This window comes from Streptomyces endophyticus, assembly GCF_035798155.1.
GTDB classification, from domain to species: Bacteria; Actinomycetota; Actinomycetes; order Streptomycetales; family Streptomycetaceae; genus Streptomyces; species Streptomyces endophyticus.
This window is the reverse complement of record NZ_JAOZYC010000200.1, coordinates 1-16045: the sequence shown is the minus strand read 5'-3', so window position 1 is coordinate 16045 and position 16045 is coordinate 1. Positions and strand designations below refer to the sequence as shown.

The 16045-nt window shown below is 70.3% G+C and carries 12 protein-coding genes; 3 read left to right on the top strand and 9 right to left on the bottom strand.

Features of this window, described 5'->3' with window-relative positions; genetic code table 11:
• Nucleotides 1-90: 90 nt before the first annotated feature.
• From glpK to OKJ99_RS40700, 6 genes are all read right to left on the bottom strand, one after another.
• Nucleotides 91-1608, bottom strand: coding sequence for a glycerol kinase GlpK (gene glpK, locus OKJ99_RS40725; protein ID WP_326023576.1), 1518 nt, complete (start codon nucleotides 1606-1608; stop codon nucleotides 91-93).
• Between the two features lie 43 nt (nucleotides 1609-1651).
• The gene (locus tag OKJ99_RS40720) at nucleotides 1652-2395 is read right to left on the bottom strand and encodes an MIP/aquaporin family protein (RefSeq protein ID WP_326023575.1); all 744 of its coding nucleotides are present in this window, start codon (nucleotides 2393-2395) and stop codon (nucleotides 1652-1654) included.
• A gap of 315 nt (nucleotides 2396-2710) precedes the next feature.
• Nucleotides 2711-4360 carry a GGDEF domain-containing protein gene (locus OKJ99_RS40715; RefSeq protein WP_326023573.1) on the bottom strand — a complete coding sequence of 550 codons (1650 nt, stop codon included), beginning with the start codon at nucleotides 4358-4360 and terminating at the stop codon, nucleotides 2711-2713.
• Between the two features lie 96 nt (nucleotides 4361-4456).
• Nucleotides 4457-5647 (bottom strand): lipid-transfer protein, encoded by a 1191-nt coding sequence (locus OKJ99_RS40710; protein WP_326023572.1) that lies wholly within the window; start codon nucleotides 5645-5647, stop codon nucleotides 4457-4459.
• The gene (locus OKJ99_RS40705; protein WP_326023571.1) at nucleotides 5644-6102 is read right to left on the bottom strand and encodes a Zn-ribbon domain-containing OB-fold protein; all 459 of its coding nucleotides are present in this window, start codon (nucleotides 6100-6102) and stop codon (nucleotides 5644-5646) included. The genes OKJ99_RS40710 and OKJ99_RS40705 overlap by 4 nt, the downstream gene beginning before the upstream one ends.
• A gap of 161 nt (nucleotides 6103-6263) precedes the next feature.
• Nucleotides 6264-7073 carry a M15 family metallopeptidase gene (locus OKJ99_RS40700; protein ID WP_326023570.1) on the bottom strand — a complete coding sequence of 270 codons (810 nt, stop codon included), beginning with the start codon at nucleotides 7071-7073 and terminating at the stop codon, nucleotides 6264-6266.
• A gap of 71 nt (nucleotides 7074-7144) precedes the next feature.
• Here OKJ99_RS40700 and OKJ99_RS40695 point away from each other — a divergent pair, with 71 nt between their 5' ends.
• Nucleotides 7145-7681: an NUDIX domain-containing protein gene (locus OKJ99_RS40695; protein ID WP_326023569.1), complete on the top strand. Its 537-nt coding sequence runs from the start codon at nucleotides 7145-7147 to the stop codon at nucleotides 7679-7681.
• Nucleotides 7682-7729: 48 nt separating this feature from the next.
• Here OKJ99_RS40695 and OKJ99_RS40690 read toward each other — a convergent pair whose 3' ends face one another.
• Nucleotides 7730-10087, bottom strand: a complete 2358-nt coding sequence (locus OKJ99_RS40690) for a glycoside hydrolase family 31 protein (RefSeq protein WP_326023568.1) — start codon at nucleotides 10085-10087, stop codon at nucleotides 7730-7732.
• A 215-nt stretch (nucleotides 10088-10302) separates the two neighbouring features.
• Here OKJ99_RS40690 and OKJ99_RS40685 point away from each other — a divergent pair, with 215 nt between their 5' ends.
• A complete protein-coding gene (locus OKJ99_RS40685) occupies nucleotides 10303-12276 on the top strand; it encodes an acetoacetate--CoA ligase (RefSeq protein ID WP_326023566.1) in 1974 nt (657 codons plus the stop codon).
• Between the two features lie 97 nt (nucleotides 12277-12373).
• Entirely contained in the window at nucleotides 12374-13276 is a 903-nt protein-coding gene (locus OKJ99_RS40680) for a hypothetical protein (protein WP_326023564.1), read from the top strand.
• Between the two features lie 72 nt (nucleotides 13277-13348).
• Here OKJ99_RS40680 and ptsP read toward each other — a convergent pair whose 3' ends face one another.
• Together ptsP and OKJ99_RS40670 are read right to left on the bottom strand one after the other, a co-directional pair.
• Nucleotides 13349-15019 carry a phosphoenolpyruvate--protein phosphotransferase gene (ptsP, locus tag OKJ99_RS40675; protein WP_326023563.1) on the bottom strand — a complete coding sequence of 557 codons (1671 nt, stop codon included), beginning with the start codon at nucleotides 15017-15019 and terminating at the stop codon, nucleotides 13349-13351.
• Between the two features lie 74 nt (nucleotides 15020-15093).
• On the bottom strand, nucleotides 15094-15543 hold the full coding sequence (locus OKJ99_RS40670) for a PTS sugar transporter subunit IIA (RefSeq protein ID WP_326023561.1): 450 nt from the start codon (nucleotides 15541-15543) through the stop codon (nucleotides 15094-15096).
• Nucleotides 15544-16045: the final 502 nt, after the last annotated feature.

The following is a 16045-nucleotide window of genomic DNA, read 5'->3' as shown; positions in this document are numbered from 1 at the left end:
CGGCGGCTCGTACCCCCGCCGACCGGGGTCCGAACCGCCGCGTACGCGCGCGTGGACGCCTGTACGTCACTACGCGCGCGGGGACATGGCCTATGAGCCGTCCGCGTACCAGCCGAAGCTCTTCTCCACGGCCTTGCGCCAGTTCTGGTACTCGCGGTCCCGGACGCCCGCGTCCATGGCGGGGGTCCACTCGGCGTCGCGCTGCCAGTGCGCCTTGAGCTCGTCCAGGTCGTTCCACACGCCCGTCGCGAGCCCGGCGGCGTACGCGGCACCCAGGCACGTCGTCTCGGAGACCCTGGGCCGGATCACCGGCACGCCCAGGACGTCGGCCTGATGCTGCATCAGCAGGTTGTTCTTGGTCATGCCGCCGTCGACCTTCAGGGTCGTGATCTGCACCCCGGAGTCCTGGTACATCGCGTCGACGACCTCACGGGTCTGCCAGCTCGTCGCCTCCAGGACGGCACGTGCCAGGTGTGCCTTGGTGACGTACCTGGTGAGGCCGGTGACGACGCCGCGCGCGTCGGAGCGCCAGTACGGCGCGAACAGACCGGAGAACGCGGGCACGATGTAGGCACCGCCGTTGTCGTCCACGCTCGCCGCGAGCGTCTCGATCTCGTCGGCGGTCTTGATGATGCCGAGCTGGTCGCGGAACCACTGCACCAGGGCGCCGGTGATCGCGATCGACCCTTCGAGGCAGTACACGGGCGCCTCGGAGCCGATCTTGTACCCCATGGTGGTGAGCAGGCCGTTCTTCGAAGGCACCGGTCGGTTACCGGTGTTGAGCAGCAGGAAACTGCCCGTCCCGTAGGTGTTCTTCGCGGTCCCGGTGTCGTAGCAGGCCTGCCCGAACACGGCCGCCTGCTGGTCCCCGAGCGCCGAGGCCACCGGTACGCCGGCCAGTTGGCCGACGGCCGTGCCGTACACCTCGGCGGACGAACGGATCTCCGGGAGCAGCGACTCCGGGATGTTCATCGCCGACAGGATCGACTGGTCCCACTCGAGGGTCTCCAGGCTCATCAGCATGGTGCGCCCGGCGTTCGTGACGTCGGTGACGTGCACGCCGCCGTTGGTGCCGCCGGTGAGATTCCAGATCAGCCACGAGTCGATCGTGCCGAACGCGAGCTCCCCGCGCTCGGCCCTGGCCCGCAGCCCCGGCACGTTGTCGAGCAGCCAGGCCGCCTTGGGCCCGGAGAAGTAGCTCGCCAGGGGCAGGCCGGTCGTCTCGCGGAAACGGTCCTGGCCGTCGGCGCCGCCCAGCTCGTTGCAGAGCGCCGAGGTCCGCGTGTCCTGCCAGACGATCGCGTTGTGCACGGGCTTGCCGGTGGCCCGGTCCCAAAGGACCGTCGTCTCCCGCTGGTTGGTGATTCCGAGGGCGCTGAGCTGGTCCGCGCGCAGTCCTGCCTTGGCGATCGCCCCCGCGACCACGGCCTGGACCTTGGACCAGATCTCGGTGGCGTCGTGCTCCACCCAGCCCGGCTTCGGGAAGATCTGGCGATGTTCGCGCTGGTCGACGGCGACGATCTCGCCGTCCTGGTTGAAGATGATGCAGCGGCTCGAGGTGGTGCCCTGGTCGATGGCGGCGACGTACTTCACGGAAGTGTCGGGCATGGCTACCCCTTCGTAAGAAGACGTTCGAGAGTGTTTCTGCGCGTCAGAACGCTGCGTTGTAGATGACCCCCGCCAAAGCGCCGCCGATGAGCGGCCCGACGACCGGGACGAGAGCGTAACCCCAGTCGGATGTCCCCTTGTTGGGGATCGGCAGGAACTGGTGCACGATGCGTGGGCCCAGGTCACGGGCGGGGTTGATCGCGTAGCCCGTCGGTCCGCCGAGCGACAGACCGATGCCGACGACCAGGAGTGCCACGATCAGTACCTGGGTGCCGGACTCGCCGAGTCCCTTGGTGAGCCCGAACGCGAGGATGGGCAGAACCAGGCCGATCGTCGCGATGATCTCGGTGATGAGGTTCGAGACCACGTTCCGGATCTCGGGGATCGTCGAGAAGATGCCGAGCGTCGGCGTCGGACCGTCCTCCGCGGAATCCTCGCCCGAACCGACGTTGGCGTTGAACTGCGCGAGATACACCAGGTAGGCGAGGACGGCGCCGAGCATCGCGCCGACCATCTGGCCGAGCAGATAGACCCAGACCTTGTCCCACTTCCCCGTGTCGACCGCGATGCCGATGGTGACCGCGGGGTTGAGGTGACCGCCCGACAGCGGGGCGGCCGTATAGGCGCCGGCCAGCACGCCGAAGCCCCAACCGAACGCGATGACGACCCACCCGGAGGCCTTCGCCTTGGAGTGTTTCAGGGTGACGGCGGCGCAGACGCCCGCGCCGAAAAGGATCAGGATCGCGGTGCCGATGACCTCACCGATGAAGATGTCTCCGTTGCTCATGGCGGCTCCTAGGCCCTCGCCCGGGGGCAGTGCTCCCCGGTCCTCCGTGCAGGGTGCGTTTCCCATGGCTGGTTCTGAACTACGGCTGTCGTAGGCAGGGAAGTCCCGCGCCCCGCCCGGCATCCGTGACGAGCGTGCCCGCACAGTCGGAACCACACGTGGGGGAGCGGGCCTGACCTGCCGCAACCCGACAAGAAAGCGCACCTGGGGCAGGCAGGGCCCCGAGCAGCGGTGGGCCGATTTGCGGCGATGCCGACTGACACCCGGAAGTGTTCACCGGCCGTACTGGAGCGTCAAGGTCGTGGACGGCAACGGTTAACCGGCGGCCGGCGCTCCCCTCCGGTCGTGCGCGGCAGTCGTGACGCGTGCGCCGCGGCGCACGTCGACCCCTTCGCGCCCCGCCTGACCGCAGACCCAACTCGCCCCGGTGAGCGCCTTCGCGGCCTTCTTGAGCGGGGCGAGCAGCGCGGCCGCCTGCCGGTGGTCGGCCACGCTGCCCGGCGGGCACACCACCGTGGCCAGCGACAGCGTCACCGCCTTGCCGCCCGCCGACCAGGGAACGTCGAGCACGGCGGCCGCGAGCGGGCCCATCCGTTCCGGGTCGGCCAGGACCAGGAAGTCGTCACCCCCGATGTGCCCCACCCGCACGGACTCCGACGCCGTGCGCGCGAGGGCCCGCCCCACCGAACGGATCAGCTCATCGCCCGCCGCGAACCCCGCACCATCGTTGACCTGCTTGAACCCGTCGATGTCCAGCCAGCTCAGGGCGAACCCTCGGCCCTGCGCCACCCAGCGGTCCAGCTCGCCCGTCACGGCGTCCGAACCCGGCAACCGCGTCAGCGGGTTGAGCCCGGCGGCCTCCTCGACCCGGCTCTCGGCGAGCGCCCGTACGAGGTCGGTGAGGCGTACGACGCCGACGCAGCGCCCGCCGTCGTCCACCACGGCGACGTCGTCGGCGGTGCGGGCGTGCTCGCCGTCCGCGACGACATCGAGCACCTCCCAGGCGGTCGCGTTGACGCCCACCGTGCGCGGCCGGTCGCCGAGCCGCGCGGCGGGCCGGTCGGCGTACAGCGCGTGCCCGTAGCGCGTGGACAGCGACAGCAGGAAGCGGTCCCGCTGCACCGATCGCATCGGCGCTCCGGCGGCGTCGACGAGCAGCACTCCGGTCACCTCGCCCGACCCGGTGAGCCGGCGCCGCACCTGCTCCGCGGACGCCGAATCGGGCAGCAGCGCCGCGGGCCGCACGAAGTCCCGGACCAGCGGCCCGATCGGCCGCGACGAGCCGACGGCCGGGGGCAGTTCGGGCACGTACACCTCGGAGATCGGCAGCCGGGCCGCCGGCGCGAACAGATTGCCCTGCGCGAGCTGCGCCCCGGCGTCCCGGGCCGCCATGCACTGGGCCTCGGTCTCCACGCCCTCGACCGCGAGCAGCGCGCCGATCTCCTCGCACAGTGTCCGCATGGCCCGCACCGTCGCCCCGCGCGACAGCAGCGAGGCGTCGAGCTTGATCAGGTCCGGCGCGAGATCGTCGAGCAGCCGCAGGGGTACGTCGCCGTCGCCCACGCCGTCGGCACAGACCCGGAAGCCCTCCTTGCGCAGCACCGCGACGCCCTCCAGGAGGGCGCGGTGCGGTACGTGCGTGAACGGCGGCCCCACATCGACGGTCACCTCCCACGGCAGGCGGCCCGCGTCCTGCACCGCGCGCCGCAGCGCATCAAGGCCGCCCAGGTCGGCGAGTGTGCCCGCGAACACGTTCACATGCAGCGGCAGCAGCGTCTCCCGGCGTGCGGCGTCGCGGATCGCCAGCGCGGCGAGCGCGCCGTCGAGCTCGGGCTCGCGGTGCGCCCGCGCGAGCACATCACCCGACTCGGGGCGGGCGAGTATCTCCAGAGCCGCGGCCGATCCCGTGGCCAGATTGACCACGGGCTGGAAGGCGAAGCGGAGGCTGTCCGGCCAGGTGTGCACGCCAGCATGATGGCGTCGCACGGACACCACCAGGCCCGGTTCACACGCTGTTCACGCAGCATTCCCGCACGGCCACGCAGCGTACGCACACGGCGGTCAGCGCACCGCCACGACCGACGAACCGTGGCCGAACAGGCCCTGGTTGGCGGTGATCCCGGCCCTGGCCCCGGCCACCTGCCGGTCGCCCGCCGCACCCCGCAACTGCCACGTCAGCTCGCAGACCTGGGCGATCGCCTGCGCCGGCACCGCCTCCCCGAAGGACGCGAGTCCACCGCTGCTGTTCACGGGTATTCGCCCTCCAGGAGCGGTCGCGCCGTCCCTCAGCAGCTTCGCGCCCTCACCCTCGCCGCACAGCCCGAGGTCCTCGTACCACTGCAGCTCCAAGGCCGTGGACAGGTCGTAGACCTCCGCCAGGGACAGGTCCTCGGGGCCGATCCCCGCCTCTTCGTAGGCGGCGCGGGCGATCGAGGCGCGGAACGTGGGGCCTTCGGAGGCGACCCCGGCGGCCGAGTCGGTGGCGATGTCCGGGAGGTCGAGCACGGTGTTCGGGTACGTCGGAGTCACCGTCGACACGGCCCGTATGCGGACGGGGTCCGCGGCTCCGTGCCGGCGGGCGAACTCCATGCTGGACAGCACCAGCGCCGCACCGCCGTCAGACGTGGCGCAGATGTCGAGCAGCCGCAGCGGATCGGCGACCACGGCGGAGGCGGCGACCTCCTCGGCCGTCACCGTCTTGCGGTAGCGCGCGTTCGGATTCAGCGCGCCGGAGGCGGCGTTCTTCACCTTGACCTGGGCGAAGTCCTCGAGCGTGTCCCCGTGCACGGCCATGCGCCGGCGCGCGTACAGGCCGAAGTACGTCGGGTTGGTCGCCCCGAGCGCACGGAAGCGCAACCAGTCGGGGTCGTCCGGCCGGTCGCCGCCGGCGGGCTTGAAGAACCCCTTGGGCGCGGCATCGGCCCCCACCACGAGCACGACGTCAGCGAGCCCCGAAAGTATCTGCGCCCGCGCCGTGTTGACCGCCTGGGCCCCCGAAGCACAGGCCGCGTAGACGCTGGCCACGCGCGCGCCCTGCCACCCGAGGGCCTTCGCGAAGGTCGCGCCCGCCACGTAGCCCGGATAGCCGCCGCGCACCGTGTCCGCGCCGACGATCGAGCCCACGTCACGCCAGTCGACCCCGGCGTCGGCGAGCGCGGCCCGCGCCGCTGCCACCCCGTACTCGACGAAGCTGCGCCCCCACTTTCCCCAGGGGTGCATGCCCGCGCCGAGAACCGCTACGTCCCTCGTCATGCCGTCACCCCCGTCGGCCGCCAGTGCCACGTCGTCCATGTCGTCCCGGTCTCGGCGTCCCCCTCCTCGTTGAGAACGCCCGGTACGACCTCCACCTCCATGCCGACCGCGAGATCGGCCACGGAGACGCCAGGAGCCCCCTGGCCGAGCAGGACCAGGCGCTCGGCCTCGAGCTCCACAGCGATCAACGCGTAGGGCTGCCAAGGGAGTTCCCGATCCGACACATACGGTTCCGGTGGTCGGTACCTGGAATCCGTGTACGACCAGACGCGTCCGCGCCGCGACAAGGGCAGTTCCGCCAGCTCGCCGCCCGCGCAGGCGGGATTGCGGCACGCCCCGTCCTCGCGAGGAAAGAACACCGACGCACACGCGGAACAGCGCGTGCCCAGCAGGCGGAAGTCGTCCCCCTCTCCACTGAACCAGTCGGCCACGACAGGTGTACGTGTACGCGCCACAGTTCCTCCCCGGCAATGAATCTGACGGAACGTCAGAAGTGTGCCACGGGGAACCGAATGACGTCAGGGGTCCCGCAGAACCGCCCGCGTCCTGCCGGCGTCCGTGATCGGTGAGGGCGCGACCGGGATCCACGGGGGTGCTTCCGGTCGCGCCCGCCACGTCACCGCCCGGTCAGCGAACGCCTGGAGACCGGGAAGTCGAAGTACGTGTCCGGGTAGAGCTCAGGGCGATAGGTGTAGTGCCACCACTCCTCAGCGAGGTTCACGAACCCCTGCGCGCCGAGCGCGTTCCGCAGCAGGTCCCGGTTGGCCCGCTGCACGCCCTGGACGCGCGGATCGTCCGTGTGGGCGAGCGTGTCGAAGCAGTCGAACCCGGTCCCCATGTCCAGCGAGTTGTCGGGGAAGCGCTCCGCCTTCGGCCCGTAGCAGGGCGTGAGCCTCTCCCCGGGCACGTAAGGGCGCGTGGGCTCGGCGGGCAACTTCACGACGGTCAGATCCAGGGTGGAGCCACGGCTGTGGCCCGACTTCTCCGCGATGTAGCCGTCCGCGAACAGGCGCGTCTTGTCGACGCGCGGGTAGAACTCCGCCTTCATCTTCTGGTCGTCGAGATCCTTCGCCCAGCGGACGAAGTGGTCGACCGCGCGCTGCGGGCGATAACAGTCGTACACCTTCAGGGAATAGCCCTCTTTAAGGAGGCCGAGCTGCGCCTTGTGGAGCGCCTGCGCGGCAGGTCTCGTGAGAAGGCACATCGGCTTCTTGTAGCCGTCGACCGGCTCACCCATGAAGTCGTGCTCCGTGTAGTAGCGCATCTCCTGGATGATCGTGGGGTCCACGTCATGGAGTGCCACGAAATCCTTGGGCGCCTTGGGATCGGGCGTCGCATGGGCGGACGAGGGGGCGGCGGCCACGCCGAGCAGCGCGGCGGCGGCCAGGGCGGCGAGTTTCCGCAGAGCGGTGGAGGCTCGAGTCATGGATCAGCGTCTATCAGGAGCCGGGCCCACCGGGGAAGACCGCGGCCGAGTGATCGGATACAGTCCGCGCCGTGCCCGCATCAACCCACTCCACGGTCAACCCCGTCCCGGATTCCCACTGTTCGAGCTGTGGGGCCGCCTACGGGGCCGAGGTACACGGCTGGCCCCGCACCTGCCGGGCCTGCGACTCCGTCGCCTACCGCAACCCGCTCCCCGTGGCCATCGCCCTGCAACCGGTCTACGACACGGTGGGCGCCGGCCTCGTCGCGATCACGCGCACCATCGCCCCCGCGCGCGGGGAACCCGCCCTGCCCGGCGGCTTCATCGACGACCGGGAGGACTGGCGGCGAGCCGTCGTCCGTGAACTCCAGGAGGAGACGGGCATCGTCGCCGCGGCACGCGACGTACGCCTCGTGGACGCCATGAGCGCGCCGGACGGCCATCTCCTGCTCTTCGGCCTCCTGCCCGAACGCCCGGCGCACCTCCTGCCGGCCAGCGTGGCCACGGACGAGACGGACGGCTGGCACCTCCTGCGCCGCCCGACCGAACTGGCGTTTCCTCTCCACACGTTGGCGGTGAAGGCCTGGTTCGAGGGCCGCTACCCGTAGCGGCCACATCCCCGTGAGCGTCCAACGCCACCCTCCGCCGAAAGGCGCTCACAAGCCGCGCACGCGCACCGGGTACGGCGGTTCGACCGCGCCGCCCTCCCCGTCCGTCTCGACGACCACACGCCCCTGGCTCCAGCGCACCCGGAACCGCTCGATCTCCGGCTCCTCCCAGCCGTCCCCGACGTCCCGCGCCACATAGCCGCCGCCCGTACGTCCCGTTGCCGGCGCCCACGCCTCCAGGGCGACACCCCCGCCAGGATCACGCACAGGCAGTACCGACCCGCCCCGAGCGAGCACCGGAATACGCGACAAGGGGGCGTCCACCGTGACCTGTCCGGGCCCCTCGAAGGCCTCGCCGGTCACCGTGTCGTACCAGCGCCCAGGAGGCAGCTGAACGGTGCGGCGATCGACTCCCGGCTCCAGGACGGGGGCGACCAACAGGCAGTCGCCCAACAAGAAGGCGTCCTCGCAGTCACGCAAAGCCCGGTCCTCCGGAGCACCCCACCACACGGGCCGCACATACGGGGCGCCGGTGCGCCGGGCGAGATGCGCGAGGGTCATGAAGTACGGAAAGAGACGACGCCGTTCCTCCAGCGCCACGCGCGCGTGCGCGAGCACCTCCTCGCCGAACATCCACGGCTCGCGCCGACCCGCCCGCAGCGCCGAATGCGTACGGAACAGCGGCATATGGGCGCCCAACTGGAACCAGCGCAAGAACAGCTCCGGTGACGGCTTTCCGTCGAAGCCGCCCACATCAGGTCCGGAATACGGCACCCCGCACAAGCCGAGCCCCATCACCAGCGAGAGCGAGGAACGAAGACCGGCCCACCCGGTGGCGACGTCACCGGACCACGTCCCTCCGTAGCGCTGCAGACCCACCCAGCCGGACCGGGAGAACAGGAAGGGCCTTTCCCGCGGCTGCAGTTCGCGCAGTCCCTCGTAGCCGGCCCGTGCCATGCACAGCGCGTACACGTTGTGCGCCTCCCGATGGTCGCCGCCCCGCCCCTCGACCGCGTGACGGGACGAACGGGGGAGCGTGGGCTCACCGAAGGCGGCGAAGGACACCGGCTCGTTCATATCGTGCGAGAAGCCCGAGAAACCCTGCTCAAGACGCTCCTCGTACAGGCCGCCCCACCACTTGCGCACCCGCTCCGCCGTGAAGTCCGGATACATCGACTCACCCGGCCACACGACGCCGCGCACGGGCCTGCCCACCGCGTCCCGCACAAAGGCGTCGATCGCCTGCCCGCCGTCGTAGAGGGCGTTGCCGTGCTGCGCCTTGACCGCCGGGCCGACGATCGACACCAGCCGAACGCCCTCACCGCGCAGCTGTTCGGCCAGCCGGGGCAAGGACGGAAACCGCTCACGATCGACGGTGAAGGCCTGCCCCGCCGTGAAAGGATCGATGTCCAGATGGACGGCCTCCAGGGGCAGATCGCGCTCCTTGTAGCCCGCGACGACGCGACGCACCTCCTGCTCGCTCCCGAACCCCCAACGCGCGTGCTGGTGACCCAGCGCCCAGCCCGGCGGCACGGTCGGAGCGCCGGTCAGCTGGGACCAGACGTGGAGCACGCGCGCGGGTGTGCCCACCATCACCCAACAGCGCAACGGGCCACCCTCCATGCGCAATTCGGACGTCCCGGCACAGTCGTGCCCTGAGCCCGCACCCTCGCTGCCCTCACGGAGGCTGACGGTGCCGTCCCAGGTGTTGTCGTGGAACACCAGATGCGTCCCCGCATCCGCGACCACGACCTGCACCGGCATCGTGAGCGACAACGGATCGTCCTGCCGGCCGAACGAACCGCCGGGATCCGTGTTCCACAACCGGTACGTCGCGTCGCGCAGCCGCGGGCCCGACGCACGGCCTCCGAGGCCGAAGAAGCGCGCGTCGGCGGAGACCTCGGTCCGCTGCGCCCAACGTGCCTCACCGCCGCCCTCGGGCTCCCACCACCGGGGCGGCAGATCGCGGCGCAGCAACACCCCGCCAGGCGTACGCACCTCCAGAGCGCCGTGCCGCGAGACCACGACGGTGACCCGCTCGGACACCACCCGCCAGCCGCCGTCCTTGTCCGGTTCGAGCACCGCCCGCGGGTCCGCCTCCGGGCCGCGCCCGGCCAGCGCGTACGAGGGCTCGGGTTCGGCTCCGTCCCAGCCATAGAAGAGGGCACCGCTCACGGTGACGATGATGCGCAACCGGGACCGCGTGAACCGCACCAGGCCACCACCCGGTTCGGGCGCCACACCGACCACGGAGCCCGGCACCCGGGCCCGTTCGACGCCCCGCGGGGGCAGGCCCACGGAGTCCGCGCGACGGTGCCGCCACGACGCCCGAACGGAGCGCAGCCCATGGGCCGACCCCACGAACGAGACCGCCTTCGCCAAGCGCACCAGGTCACGACCATCCATGCTGCTCACCCTGCCACCGAGGCGCACGCGTGCGTGCCGCGTTCAACTGCCGTTCATCCGTGGTGCCGGCACATCTTCGCGAGGCCGACTATGTGGGATACGCCCTGGTGCCGAAGTCGATCACATGGCATCGTCCAGTGAGCCGCGTCTGGCGCACACTCCGCGGTGCGCGCCGAGGACGCACACGCCGCGCACGCACTTCCTGGAGCCGCATCATGTCCACCGTGAACCCGTCACCGCTCTGGCAGCCCGATCGTCAGAGGATCGCCGACGCGCAGATCACACGGTTCCAGGCCTGGGCGGCCGAGCAGCACGGCGCGCCCGCCGACGGCGGCTACGAGGCGCTGCACCGCTGGTCGGTCACCGAACTCGAAACCTTCTGGAAGGCCGTCACCGAGTGGTTCGACGTGCGCTTCACGCACCCGTACGCGCGCGTGCTCGGCAACCGTGACATGCCCGGCGCCGAGTGGTTCCCCGGAGCCACGCTCAACTACGCCGCGCACGCACTGCGCACGGCGGACGACCCCGCGCGCGCGGACACCCCCGCGATCCTCCATGTCGACGAGACACACGAACCCCGCCCCGTCACCTGGTCCGAGCTGCGCGGCCAGGTCGGCTCCCTGGCCGCGGAACTGCGCTCTCTCGGGGTACGCCCCGGCGACCGGGTCAGCGGCTATCTGCCGAACATCCCCGAGGCCGCCGCCGCTCTCCTCGCCACGGCGGCCGTCGGAGCCGTGTGGACATCCTGCGCCCCCGACTTCGGCGCACGCAGCGTCCTGGACCGCTTCCAGCAGGTGGAGCCCGTGGTCCTGTTCACGGTCGACGGCTACCGCTACGGCGGCAAGGAGCACGACCGCCGCGACACCGTGCAGGAACTCCGCGACGAACTGCCGTCCCTGCGCGCGGTGGTGCACATCCCGCTCCTCGGCACCGAGGCGCCCGAAGGCGCCCTGGAATGGTCGGCCCTCACCTCGGCCGACGTCACGCCCGTCTACGAGGACGTGCCGTTCGACCACCCGCTGTGGGTGCTCTACTCCTCCGGCACCACAGGCCTGCCCAAGGCCATCGTGCAGTCGCAGGGCGGCATCCTCGTCGAGCACCTCAAGCAGATCGGCCTGCACTGCGACCTCGGCCCCGACGACCGCTTCTTCTGGTACACGTCCACGGGCTGGATGATGTGGAACTTCCTCGTCGGCGGCCTGCTCACGGGCACCACGATCGTCACCTACGACGGCAGTCCCGGGTACCCCGGGACCGGCGCCCAGTGGGCGATCGCCGAACGCACCGGCGCGACCCTCTTCGGCACCTCCGCCGCGTACGTGATGGCCTGCCGCAAGGCCGAAGTGCACCCCGCGCGCGACTACGACCTCTCCCGCGTCAAGTGCGTCGCCACCACGGGCTCCCCGCTCCCGCCGGACGGCTTCCGCTGGCTCCACGACGAGGTGCGAGAGGACCTGTGGATCGCCTCCGTCAGCGGCGGCACCGACGTCTGCTCCTGTTTCGCCGGAGCCGTGCCGACGCTCCCCGTCCACATCGGCGAACTCCAGGCGCCCGGCCTCGGCACGGACCTCCAGGCCTGGGACCCCGCCGGCGAGCCCCTGACCGACGAGGTCGGCGAGCTCGTCGTGACCAACCCGATGCCGTCCATGCCGATCCGCTTCTGGAACGACCCCGACGGCACCAGGTACCACGACAGCTACTTCGACACCTACCCCGGAGTCTGGCGCCACGGCGACTGGATCACGCTGACCTCGCACGGCTCCGTCGTCATCCACGGCCGCTCCGACTCCACCCTCAACCGCCAGGGCGTCCGGATGGGATCGGCCGACATCTACGAGGCCGTGGAGCGCCTCCCCGAGATCCGCGAATCACTCGTCATCGGCCTGGAACAGCCCGACGGCGGCTACTGGATGCCGCTCTTCGTGCACCTCGCGCCGGGCGCCGCCCTCGACGACGCGCTCCGCTCCCGCATCAAGCAGGTGATCCGCGAACAGCTCTCGCCGCGCCACGTGCCCGACGAGATCATCGAAGCCCCCGGCGTCCCGCACACGCTCACCGGCAAGCGCATCGAGGTGCCGGTCAAGCGCCTGCTCTCGGGCACGCCGCTGGAAAAGGCGGTCAACCCCGGCTCCATCGACAACCTCGATCTCCTCAAGTTCTACGAGGAGATCGCCCGCAAGCGAGCCTGACCGCCCCGAACCGTTGGCGCACCGTCACCGAGCGTGTCGTTGTCAGTGCCTCTGATTACTCTGAGTGAGCATCGTTCAAGCGCACTCAGGGGGAATCATGGGGCACACCCAACACAGCCGGACGAACAGCGTGCGGCGCGGCCTGCGCCGTGAAGTCGCGGGAACCATCGGCCTGTTGGCCGACGAGCAGGACTTCGAGGCGATGCGGCTCTATCGCAGCTTCACCTTCGACGACCACACGACGTATCTGCGCCAAGTGGAAGGGCTGCTCAAATCCCAGGCCGCGGCCGGCGGCTACACCACGGTCGCGCTCTTCGACCCGGCCGAGTTCATTGAATTCTGCAGGGCGGAGGGCCTGGACCCGGACAGCGCGGTCAGCCGTACTCGATTTACCGCGGAACTCGCCACGTCAGGGCCCGGGGTCGCCTATCAGGGACAGCCCATGGCCGACCTCGTCCCCGAGCTCGTGGAAGAGGCCGTCCGCCAAGCGACCTGGGAGTTCGCGACCTCCGTCCTGTCCCGGACAGGGGCATGCGCCGTGTGCGGGCAGGACGTCGGACGCATGGCCTTCACCAGGGCCTCCCACCTGGTCTCCCAAGTGATCGAAACACTTGGCGAGGGAGCCCACCACTGGGTGTGCAGCGTGCTCACCGACAGGGAGTCGCTCCATGCCGTCCTGCACGTGGACGCCACGGAACCCGACACGGTCAGGGTCGATGAGTCCGCGGCCATGGAGGTCACGGCCGTACTGGCGCTGGCGATCGTCACCCGGCGAGCCAGCGCGGTCATCGTGCGCAGCTCGGTACCCGGGAAGGAAGACCGCGTCTGCGGCTGGCACCTGAAGGACGAGGGGCTCCAACCGATCCCAGGGGGACGGGTCTTCGACGCCTACTGCACCGACGCGGACTCCGGTGACCTGTCCGCTCCGGAACCGGGCGTGAACTACTGCACCGCACCAAAGGTGGACGACACGAAACCGGAAGGGAAGCATCGGCACTGAACCCCGCGGACAAGCACGAAGGGCGCCCCGCCCAAAGGCGGAGCGCCCTTCGAAGGCACCAGTCGTGCTCGGCTACTCGCCGGACAGCACGGCCTGAGCGGCGTTGCGCGCTTCCTCCGCAGACTCCGCGGCACGTGCGGCAGCCGCCGCGCGCTCGCACTGGGCCAGCGTGTACTTGCCAAGCGTCGCCCGCACATACGGAATCGAAGCGGCCCCCATGGAGAGGGAGGTGACCCCCAGGCCGGTCAGGACGCACGCGAGCAGCGGGTCGGACGCGGCCTCACCGCAGACGCCACAGCTCTTGCCCTCGGCCTTCGCCGCCTCGGCAGACAGCGAGACCAGGTCGAGCAGCGCGGGCTGCCACGGGTCCTGCAGACGCGACACGGCGCCGACCTGACGGTCCGCGGCGAACGTGTACTGGGCCAGGTCGTTGGTGCCGAGCGACAGGAACTCGACCTCCTGCAACACCGACCGGGCACGCAGCGCGGCGGACGGGATCTCCACCATCGCACCGAACTTCGCCTGCAGACCGGCCTCACGGCAGGCATCGGCGAAGGCCTTTGCGTCGGCGCGGTCCGCCACCATCGGCGCCATGACCTCAAGGTAGACCGGGAGGCCCTCGGAAGCCTTCGCCAGCGCGGTCAGCTGGGTGCGCAGCACCTCCGGGTGGTCGAGCAGCGTCCGCAGACCACGTACGCCCAGAGCCGGGTTGGGCTCCTCGCCGGGCGTGAGGAAGTCCAGGGGCTTGTCGGCGCCGGCGTCGAGCACGCGCACCACGACGCGGCCCTCGGGGAACGCCTCGAGCACCTGCCGGTACGACTCGACCTGCTTCTCCTCGGACGGAGCGTTCTTGCTGTCGTCCAGGAAGAGGAACTCGGTACGGAACAGGCCGATACCCTCGGCCCCCGCCTCGACCGCCGCGGGCACGTCCGCCGGGCCGCCGATGTTGGCGAGCAGCGGCACCTTGTGCCCATCAGAGGTGGCACCGGGACCGGTCGAGGCGGCCAGCGCCGCCTTGCGCTCGGCGGCAGCGGCCTCCATCGCGACCCGCTTCTCCGCACTGGGGTCCACGAAGATCTCACCGGTGCTGCCGTCGACGGCGACCACGGTGCCCTCGGCGAGCTCACCCGCACCGGGAAGCGCGACTACGGCCGGCACACCCAGGGCACGGGCCAGGATCGCGCTGTGGCTGGTCGGCCCACCCTCTTCGGTGACGAAACCGAGCACGAGCGTGGGGTCCAGGAGCGCGGTGTCCGCGGGCGCAAGGTCACGGGCGATGAGCACGTAGGGCTTGTCGCTGTCCGGAACGCCGGGCATGGGCACGCCGAGGAGCCGGGCCACGATGCGGTTGCGCACGTCGTCGAGGTCCGCGACGCGACCCGCCATGTACTCACCGGCGCCGGCGAGGAGCTCGCGATAGTGGGAGAACGCGTCATAGATGCCGCGCTCGGCCGTGCTCCCGACGGCGACACGACGGTCGACGTCGGCCATCAGCTCGGGGTCCTGGGCGATCATGGCCTGAGCCTCGAGCACCGCCTGGGCCTCGCCACCGGCCAGATTGCCGCGTGCCATCAGGTCGGCCGCGACAGCTTCGACGGCCTGGCGGGCGCGCCCCTGTTCGCGCTCTGCATCCTCAGCCGGAATCTGCTTGGCCGGCGGCTCCAGCACCGCCGTCCCCATGTGCCGAACCTCGCCGATCGCCACACCGTGGCTCACGCCGACGCCTCGCAGCGTTGTCTCCATCTCACCCGTCTCCGATAGTGCGGCGAGCGCTGCCGCCGCGTTGATTTCCTGCCGACCGTCAGTGACGGGGTACGTCACTTCCAGCCGAAGAGCGCGTCGCCGGCCTTGACGTCGCCGTCCTCGACGACGTCGGAAAGGGACTCGGCCGTGGCCTCGAGGGCAACGACCGGGCAGATCGGCGACTTGCCGGCAGCTTCGACGGCGGCCGGGTCCCAGCGGACCACGGCCTGCCCGCGCTGCACAGTGTCGCCCTTGTTGACGAGCAGCTCGAAGCCCTCGCCGTTGAGCTGGACGGTGTCGATGCCCAGGTGGGTCAGCACACCGTGGCCTTCCTCATCCACGACGACGAAGGCGTGCGGGTGAAGGGACACCACGATGCCGTCCACCGGGGCCACGGCGTCGGAGGCCTCGCGCGCGGGGTCAATGGCGGAGCCGGGGCCGACCATCGCACCGGAGAACACCGGGTCAGGAACGGCGGAGAGCCCGATGGCGCGTCCGGTGAGCGGGGACGTCACACTGGTCATGGCAAGCCTCCCAGAGGCGGAGATTCAGGGTCGCCGTCACTGCCTGTCCTGGACGGCGTACTGTCCAGAAGCGTAAGTCATAAAAAGTCCCGGTTCCCTACGAGAGGTACCGGTTGGCGGACGTAGAGACCGCGGGCAAACGATTTGCGCCGAAGCTCGGGCTCGATGTAGTGTCGTAGCCCTGCCAGGGAGACAAGCGACGCCCTCGAGCGTCCAACATCCCGGCAGCATCTATCAAGTCCTAAGTTGCATTGCGAATCGTATCTCTGCATGTCTGCAGAGGTGTGGCAAGCGGGCCGGAAAAAGACTGATAGAGTTTGAACTCGCCGAAAGAGCCGCGAAAGCGGAACTCCTGTAAAGCGGGCGTCAATCCGAGGGAATCGGCCGGTGAAACGGTCTGATAGAGTCGGAAACGCAAGAATAGCAAGACCGAAGGGAAGCGCCCGGAGGAAAGCCCGAGAGGGTGAGTACAAAGGAAGCGTCCGTTCCTTGAGAACTCAAC

Excerpts from the sequence above, each read along its gene's own strand:
- OKJ99_RS40680 (WP_326023564.1), top strand. The coding sequence starts at position 12,374 with ATGGGGCACACCCAACACAGCCGGACGAACAGCGTGCGGCGCGGCCTG.
- OKJ99_RS40685 (WP_326023566.1), top strand. The coding sequence starts at position 10,303 with ATGTCCACCGTGAACCCGTCACCGCTCTGGCAGCCCGATCGTCAGAGG.
- OKJ99_RS40700 (WP_326023570.1), bottom strand. The coding sequence starts at position 7,073 with ATGACTCGAGCCTCCACCGCTCTGCGGAAACTCGCCGCCCTGGCCGCC.
- ptsP (WP_326023563.1), bottom strand. The coding sequence starts at position 15,019 with ATGGAGACAACGCTGCGAGGCGTCGGCGTGAGCCACGGTGTGGCGATC.
- OKJ99_RS40720 (WP_326023575.1), bottom strand. The coding sequence starts at position 2,395 with ATGAGCAACGGAGACATCTTCATCGGTGAGGTCATCGGCACCGCGATC.
- glpK (WP_326023576.1), bottom strand. The coding sequence starts at position 1,608 with ATGCCCGACACTTCCGTGAAGTACGTCGCCGCCATCGACCAGGGCACC.
- OKJ99_RS40670 (WP_326023561.1), bottom strand. The coding sequence starts at position 15,543 with ATGACCAGTGTGACGTCCCCGCTCACCGGACGCGCCATCGGGCTCTCC.
- OKJ99_RS40710 (WP_326023572.1), bottom strand. The coding sequence starts at position 5,647 with ATGACGAGGGACGTAGCGGTTCTCGGCGCGGGCATGCACCCCTGGGGA.
- OKJ99_RS40690 (WP_326023568.1), bottom strand. The coding sequence starts at position 10,087 with ATGGATGGTCGTGACCTGGTGCGCTTGGCGAAGGCGGTCTCGTTCGTG.